This is a genomic window from Amycolatopsis ruanii (assembly GCF_003385175.1).
GTDB classification, from domain to species: Bacteria; Actinomycetota; Actinomycetes; order Mycobacteriales; family Pseudonocardiaceae; genus Amycolatopsis_E; species Amycolatopsis_E thermalba.
Genome location: NZ_PQHY01000085.1, coordinates 20,497 through 27,248, shown reverse-complemented (window position 1 = coordinate 27,248; position 6,752 = coordinate 20,497). Strand labels below are relative to the sequence as shown.

Annotated in this window: 6 protein-coding genes; 2 read left to right on the top strand and 4 right to left on the bottom strand. The window is 72.5% G+C overall.

Annotation, left to right across the window (positions count from 1 at the left end; genetic code table 11):
• Positions 1–366 precede the first annotated feature (366 nt).
• Positions 367–1,146 (bottom strand): septation protein SepH, encoded by a 780-nt coding sequence (sepH, locus tag D0D28_RS30515; RefSeq protein WP_094009069.1) that lies wholly within the window; start codon positions 1,144–1,146, stop codon positions 367–369.
• 93 nt (positions 1,147–1,239) lie between these two features.
• Between sepH and D0D28_RS30510 the strand changes: the two genes are divergently transcribed.
• A complete protein-coding gene (locus tag D0D28_RS30510) occupies positions 1,240–2,463 on the top strand; it encodes a glycosyltransferase 87 family protein (protein WP_240323423.1) in 1,224 nt (407 codons plus the stop codon).
• Here the strand turns inward: D0D28_RS30510 and serC are convergent.
• Genes serC through D0D28_RS30495 form a run of 3 tightly spaced genes read right to left on the bottom strand, consistent with a single transcriptional unit; the run spans position 2,371 to position 5,520 of the window.
• Complete coding sequence (serC, locus tag D0D28_RS30505; RefSeq protein WP_094009070.1) at positions 2,371–3,495, bottom strand: phosphoserine transaminase; 1,125 nt, start codon at positions 3,493–3,495, stop codon at positions 2,371–2,373. The genes D0D28_RS30510 and serC overlap by 93 nt on opposite strands.
• Before the next feature lie 53 nt (positions 3,496–3,548).
• A complete protein-coding gene (locus D0D28_RS30500) occupies positions 3,549–4,901 on the bottom strand; it encodes a serine hydrolase domain-containing protein (RefSeq protein WP_116114504.1) in 1,353 nt (450 codons plus the stop codon).
• Between the two features lie 4 nt (positions 4,902–4,905).
• A complete protein-coding gene (locus tag D0D28_RS30495; protein ID WP_116114502.1) occupies positions 4,906–5,520 on the bottom strand; it encodes a TetR/AcrR family transcriptional regulator in 615 nt (204 codons plus the stop codon).
• Between the two features lie 54 nt (positions 5,521–5,574).
• Between D0D28_RS30495 and D0D28_RS30490 the strand changes: the two genes are divergently transcribed.
• On the top strand, positions 5,575–6,723 hold the full coding sequence (locus tag D0D28_RS30490) for an MFS transporter (RefSeq protein ID WP_116114500.1): 1,149 nt from the start codon (positions 5,575–5,577) through the stop codon (positions 6,721–6,723).
• Positions 6,724–6,752: the final 29 nt, after the last annotated feature.

The following is a 6,752-nucleotide window of genomic DNA, read 5'->3' as shown; positions in this document are numbered from 1 at the left end:
GGGCAGCGGCACGCGTCGCTGGCCCCGGGGCGGCGGTCCGGGGTGGGGCCGGTGGCGCGGTGAGGGTGCTTCGTCTGCCCTGCGTCACCTCTAAAGATCAAAAGATGTCCTCGCCGGACGGGCAGGCTCCGGGATGACCAAGGGGTGCCTCGTCTCGTCTTGGCGAGGTGGTCGCTGGGTGGTCATCCCGTCGCCTTCCGGTTTGTGTGTATCACCTTGAGCCAGGGCCGCAAGGTTGGCATGTCATCTCGCGTGAGCGGGGATGTTGCGGCCCTGGCTCAAGGTGATCGTTCCGGTGTCAGGCGACGGGATGACCACCCAGCTACCTTGGGGTCGGGGCACGGCGCTGGCGCGCCGTCCTCTGGCTCAGCCTCGTTGGCTGCGGACTCCCAGCAGCACGTCTTCCCAGGCCGGGACCGCCGGGTGGGCCTTCTTCTTCGGCTTCGGCTTGGCGGCCGCCGGGTCCGGCTGGGCGTCGATGTCCAGCGTGGGCTGCGCCGGCTCCTCGTCCGCCGGCTCGGCCTCGGCCTCCGCCTCCGCGCCCACCGCCCGCAGCGTCCGCGGCGTGCGGTGCGGGTCCAGCAGGTCCTCGGCGTGCTCGTCCAGCGCCGTGACCGTGCCGCCGTGCGCACCGGCCGAGAACTGCCAGTGCGCGGCGTTGTCCGAGCGCCCCGCGGTCCACCGCAGCGCCACGATCCACCGGCCGTCGTCGCCGCGCCAGGCGTCCCACGTGGCCTGCGAGTAGTCCTGACCCCGCACACCGAACGCGTAGGCCACGATCTCGCCGAGCGTGCGCACGTCCGGGCCGTCCTCGCGGATCGGGTGCGCCGACTGCGCCAGCTCGGCGGTCCGGGACCGCTCCAGCAGCACCGGGTACGCGAACCGCTCCACCCGCTCCACCGCCACCCCGGCGGTGTCCGCGACCTGCTGCACCGACTCGCCGGCCCGGATCCGGGCCTGGATCTCGCGTGGTCGCATCTGGCTCTCCGTCTCGATTTCGATCTGCCCGAGCCTGGGAACATCGCCCCGGACGGCCGCACGCAGCTTCTCATCGGCGGGCAGGAGGAAACGCTCGCGCCGCGCCGGGTCTTCGCACACGATGGACTTACCGTCCTCGTGCAGCCCGACCACCCTCAGCGTCCGCATCCGCTGCCTCCTCCTGACTTCACCTTCGGGTGTTCACGGTAGGTCGGCGCGTCCGCTTGACGGGGCAGGCGCGCCGACACTTTTTGGTCGATCTTGCAGCAGTTCCACCCGTTCGGCCACCCGGAGGACACCCCGGTGATCGGGATCCGCGAGGATTGCGCGATGGGGCGGCGGGTTCTGGCCACGGGCGTGGCGATCGAGGTCGTGCTGGTCGGGATCCTGCTGGCCTGGAAACGGTTGGACGGGCTGGATCTGGACGTCTACCGGCTCGGCGCGCAGGCGTTCTTCGACCGCGGTGACCCGTACGGCCCGTTGCCGCCCACCCGCAACGGCACGCTGCTGCCGTTCACCTATCCGCCGTTCGCCGCGTTCGTTTTCGCGCCGCTGCTGGTGGTTCCGGCGGACGTCGCGCTCGTCGGTATCACCATCGTGTCCGTCGTCGCGCTCGGTGTGGTCGTCGCGCTGTGTTTCCGGCACTACGACCGGCGGCTGCACGTGTTCGGCGGCCTGGCGCTGGTCGTGCAGGCCGTCGCGTTGTTCAGCGAACCGGTGCGCGCCACGCTCGGGTTCGGCCAGATCAACCTGCTGCTCGTGCTGCCCGTCGCGGTCGACGCGCTGGCCCCGGTCCGCCGCCGCGGTTTCCTGGTCGGGCTCGCCGCCGCGATCAAGCTGACCCCGGCCGCGTTCGTGCTGTTCTTCCTGCTGCGCAAGGACTTCCGCGCCGCCGCACGGGCGATCGGGACGTTCGCCGGCTGCGCGTTGCTCGCGTGGGCGATCGCGCCGCAGGCGTCGGTCACCTGCTGGACGAAGCTCGTCTTCGCCGGCGATCGGGTCGGCGACCCCGGCTACATCGGCAACCAGTCCCTGCACGGCCTGCTCGCCCGGCTCGGCGCCCCGGCCTGGGCCTGGCTGGTCGCGGTGGCCGTCACGCTCGTCGTCACCGTGCTGGTCATGCGCCGCGCCGACGCCGTGGTCGCGCTGCTCGCGTGCGCCCTCGGCGCGTTGCTGGTCTCGCCGGTGTCCTGGACCCACCACTGGGTGTGGGCGGCGCCGGTGATCGGCGTCCTGACGTGGCGAGGGCGGCGGCTCCGGCCACTCGTGCTCGGAACCGCCGCCCTCGCGACAGTCGTGTTCGTCGTCAGCCCGCTGTGGGACCACCGGAGCGTCTGGCCGCTGGCCGAGAGCTACGTCCTCGTCGGCGTCCTGCTGCTCCTGGTGCTGGGACTAGTCGCCCATCCGCTCGACGACCCACTCGATGCAGCTCGTCAGCGCCGTGATGTCGCCCGGCTCGATCGCGGGGAACATGCCGACGCGTAGCTGGTTGCGGCCCAGCTTGCGGTACGGCTCGACGTCGACGATGCCGTTCGCGCGCAGCACCTTGGCGACCTTCGCCGCGTCGATCTCGTCGACGAAGTCGATGGTGCCCACGACCTGCGAGCGCAGCGACGGGTCCTTCACGAACGGCACCGTGTAGCTGGTCTCCTCGGCCCACTCGTACAGCCGCGTCGAGGAGTCCTTCGTGCGCGAGACCGCCCAGTCCAGGCCGCCGTTGGAGAGCATCCACTCGATCTGGTCGGCCAGCAGGAACAGCGTCGCCACCGCCGGGGTGTTGTACGTCTGGTCCTTGCGCGAGTTGTCCAGCGCCGTGGTCAGCGACAGGAACTCGGGGATCCACCGGCCGCTGTTGCCGATCTTCTCCACGCGCTCGACGGCCGCGGGCGACATCAGGGCCAGCCACAGGCCGCCGTCGGAGGCGAAGCACTTCTGCGGCGCGAAGTAGTAGACGTCGAAGTCCTCGGCCTGGACCGGCAGGCCGCCGGCGCCCGAGGTGGCGTCGATCGCGACGAGCGCGCCCTCGCTGCCGGCGGGGCGCCGCACCGGCACCGCGACACCGGTCGAGGTCTCGTTGTGCGCCCAGCCGACCAGGTCCGCGCCCGGCTCGTAGGCGATCTCCGGGGCGCTGCCCGGCTCGGCCTTGACGACGATCGAGTCGCCCAGGAACGGCGCGTCCGAGGTCACCTTGGCGAACTTCGACGAGAACTCGCCGTAGGTGAAGTGCTGGGCCCGCTCGTCGACCAGGCCGAACGCGGCGGCGTCCCAGAACGCCGTGGTGCCGCCGTTGCCGAGCACGACCTCGTAGCCCTCGGGCAGGGAGAAGAGCTGGGACAGACCGGAGCGCACCCGTCCGACGAGGGACTTCACCGGCTTCTGCCGGTGGGAGGTGCCCATGTACGCGGCGCCCTCGGACGCGAGGTTCGCCAGCTGCTCCGCCCGGACCTTGGACGGTCCGCAGCCGAAGCGCCCGTCGGAGGGCTTCAGTTCTGCCGGAATGGTCAGCTCATCGGTCATGCGCCCAGTCTCGCAGGTCGCGTTTCCGGTGCGTAACGCCGGTGGCGGTCCCACTATGCGGTACGCCAGCCCTCCGGGTCGACGCCGCCGGGGATGGGCGCGGCCGGGTCGTAGGGGGTGCGCGTGAAGATGAACGTGGCCAGATCCAGGTGCCGCGGCGTCCCGTCGGCGTCGCGGCCGACGCGCAGGGTTTCACCGGCGTAGTAGCCGTCCAGGCCGAGCCACTCGTCCTCGGCGACCGGGCGGAACCGGGACGCCCGGCCCATGCCGCTGACCGGGGCGAGGCTCAGCATGCCGCCCGGGAGCAGCCGCAGGTGGTACGGCGTCGGGCCCCAGTGCCACAGGCCGGTGAGGGTGAGCAGGGCGCGGTCGACCTCGGACGGCCGCCACTCCGCCGGCAGGTTCGGCTCGTGCTCGTCGGCGATCGCGATCAGGTCCACCACCAGGCCCAGGATGGCCGGGCCGGTGGTGGCGTTGGCGAAGGTCAGCGCGCCGGTGCCGGTGGACTCGTCGACCAGCGAGCAGGCGAGGAACCCGGGCATCGACCCGGTGTGCCCGGCCAGCCGCTTGCCCTGGTGCCGCAGGACCTGCAGGCCAAGGCCGTAGCCGGAGGTCCAGGTGTCGGCGTCGTCCACCGTGGCGACCGCGCGCATCTCGGCGACGGTGTCCGGACTGAGCACGTCCGCGGTGTCGCCGCCGACGAACGACGTCCAGCGCGCCAGGTCGCGGACCGTCGACCACAGCTGGCCGGCCGGGGCCATCGCGCCGGCGTCCGGGCTGGGCTCGGGCAGCAGCAGGTCGGCGAACGGGTGCACGGCCCAGCCGCGTGCGTGCCTGCCCCGCGGGTGCGGGGTCGTGCGCGACATGTCCAGCGGTTCGAGGACCTCGCGGTTCAGTGCGGTCAGCCAGTCGGTGCCGCGGTGGCGGGCGATCAGCTCGCCGAGCACGCCGTAGCCGACGTTGGAGTAGTGGAAGCGGCTGCCCGGGCGGTTCTTGAGCGCGTTCCGCGCGAGACTCGCCTCCAGGGTGGCCCAGTCGCCGCCCGCGGTGCGCTCCCACCAGGAGCCGGGCGATTCGGCGGTCAGGCCGCCGGTGTGCGAGAGCAGCTGGCCGACCGTCGAGGCGCCGAAGCTGGTGCCGGGGACGTGCTTGTCCAGCGGGTCGTTGAGGTCGAGGCGGCCCTCGTCGCGCAGGCGCATCACGAGCGCGGCGACGAGCGACTTGGTGATCGAGCCGAGCCGGTACTGGGTGTCGTCGTCGGGCGCGTCGCCCTCGACGGTGCCCCGCGCGCCCCACCAGGCGACCTCGCCGTCGCGGACGACCGCGGCGACCATCGACGGCGCGCGGCCGTTCGCCTGTTCCAGGGACAGGCGGCGGAGCAGGGCGAACTCGGTGCTGGGCAGCATGCCGTCATTCTGCCGCGCGCGGCGTGAGCAGCTCCGTGAGGGCGAGCTCGAGGGAACCGAGCAGGCGGCGGTGCAGCTCCGAACCGGGCTCGGCCTGGAGCAGGTGCTGGGCGAAGCCGTCGGTGAGGGCCATGACGATGTCGGCGAGCCTTCCGGCGTCCAGGTCGTCGCGGATGTGGCCCTGGCGCTGGGCCTGGTCGAGGAAGTCGGTGGTCTGCTCGCGCAGGAAGCCGTAGCCGTGGCGGAGGTGGTGCGCCCAGTGCGGCAGGACGGCGGCGCGGGCGGTGAAGGCGAGGATGACGATCACCTCGGCGCGGCGCTGGTCGTCCAGCGGCAGGGCCTCGGCGACCAGGGCGCGCAGCATCGTGAGCAGGTGGTCCTGCGGCACCTTCATCCAGCGCCGCTCGATGTGTTCGCTGGTCAGGTCGAAGGCGAAGTGGAACAGCTCCTCGCGGGTCGAGAAGTACTTCTGCACGGCGCCCGGGGACAGGCCGGCTTCGGCGGCGACGGTGCGCACGCTGACCGTCTCGATGCCCTCCCGGGCGATCAGCCGGAGCAGGGCTTCGGCGATCTCGCGGCGGCGCTGGGGCCGGTCGACGATCTTGGGCACGGTTGTCATCCTAGGAGCGGAGGTTTTAAGATACGATCGTATCCTGAAAACTGGGGGGACGGGATGGCGGGCAAGGGGCGTGCCCAGCAGAACGAGTGGGCCGCGGCGCTGACGCGGGGGCCGGTCGAGGTCCTGGACTTCTTCCTGCCGTTGTGGGCGGGCACGGCGCTGGGGGCGAGCGCGGCCGAGGTGGGGGCGCTGACCGCGCTGGAGACGCTGGTGTCGTTCGTGGTGCGCCCGGTGGCGGGGGCGCTCGCCGACCGGGTGGACCGGGGACGCCTGGCCGCGTTCGGGGCCGTCCTGTATGGACTGTCGTTCGCCGGGTACGCGGCCACGCCCGGTCTCGGACCGGCGTTCGCGGCGGCGGTGCTCGGCGGTGTCGGCGGTGCGGTGTTCTGGGTGTCGCTGCGGGCGCGCGTGGGGGAGGGGCTGGGCGCCGACAAGGCCGCGTTCAGCAAGCTGTTCGCCGCCGAGGGCGGGGGCACGTGGGTGGCCTTCGTGGCCGCGATGTCGCTCGTGTCCCGGATCGACTACCGCGGAGTGTTCTGGCTGGGCGCGGCGGCGTGCGCGGTGGCGGCGGTGGTGATGCTCGCGCCGGCCGGTCCGGTCCCCGCACCGCGAAAGGCGGGCGGCCAGGGTTTCGGCCAGCTGGGCCGTCGGCTGCGGCCGATGCTCCTGCTCGTCGTCATCACCGCGCTCGCCGAGGCGGGCGTGGCGCTGCTCCTGCTCCTGCACCTGCAGCGCGGGCACCACCTGGAGCTGCCCCAGATCGCCGGGGTTTTCCTGCCCGGGTTCATCGTCTACACGACACTGCCGGAGTACCTGCACAAGGTCACCGGACGACTGGGCCGCACGACGGTGCTGTCGCTGGCGATGGGGTCCAGCGCGGTCTTCGCCGCCGGGCTGTCGTTCGCGCCGAACCCGGCGGTGCTGACGGGGATGTGGGTGCTGTCGGCGGCCGCGTTCGCCGCGGCGGTTCCGGTCGAGCAGGAGATCGTCGCGGAGGCGGCCGGTGTCAGCCTCGGCCGCGCGATGGGCATCTACGAAAGCGCGACACTCCTCGGCGCCACCATCGGCACCTTCTCGGCGGGCCTGCTGTACAACGCGGGCGACGGCTGGCAAGCCGCGTGCCTCGGCGCCGCCGCGATCCTGCTGGTGGGCGCGACCCTGGTGCGGCCGGTGCTGCGCGCGGTCACCCCGCAGGGCGCGTAACCGGAAAAGCCCCGGAACCACGCGGGTTC